General features: G+C 46.9%; 1 protein-coding gene. It reads left to right on the top strand.

The genetic code is table 11. The features are described from left to right. The coding region (locus tag ACOB80_RS20790; RefSeq protein ID WP_473167798.1) for an Ig-like domain-containing domain at window positions 1-823 on the top strand (823 nt) is incomplete at both ends.

Here is an 823-nt window from a genome sequence, read left to right on the forward strand (position 1 = left end):
GGTAGTGCCTTCCCAGCAACGGTAAATCTGGCGGATGATCTGCGAACGGTAGAAATCACACCACAGTCACTCTTATCGGCCAACAGTTACTATTATGTGAGTCTGTCAGGTAACATTCTGGATACAGATGGTGACCGTCAGTATTGGAGTAACAGTTATGGCTTCACTACTGGTGAAACTGCAGTAGAAGACCTACAGGCGCCACGAGTCACTGCGATGAGTCCGGCAACGGGAATGGAAAACGTGGCATTGAATCCGCGTTATCATGTGCGCTTTGATGAAGCGATTAACCCATACAGCTTCGAACGCATGGCAGATATGAGTATCTCTTACAGTGCAAGCAATACGGAAGTGTTGTACCACCGCTACTCGCCGTTATCAGAGAGCACGGAATACACAGAAACGATTGCACAGGTAGAGGACTTGTCGGGTAATGAGGTTGTTTCACACAGTGAAACCTTTACAACCGGAACAGGTCCAGATTTGACCAGACCAGATTACAGTACTTATTTGCCTTACTCGAATAGTACAGTGGCAGTAAACAGCAGTGTGATCTGGGTAATGACCGAAGTTGTAGATCCACTCACGGTGAACAGCAGTACTGTGTATGTTCGTGATGTAGATAATGGTTGGGTACATGTCGCAGGTAGCGCAAGTATTGCTCAGGATGGCAAGACAATCACTTGGGTGCCAGACAATGTACTGACAGCGGGTAGACGCTTTAATGCACGAATCGACGGTGTAGCGGATATCAGTGGTAATACAAACTCATCAGATAACTTCTACTTCTATACCAGTTTGGAAGAAGATTCAGCAGCCCCTG

The sequence above is a fragment of the Thalassotalea coralli genome, assembly GCF_055786205.1.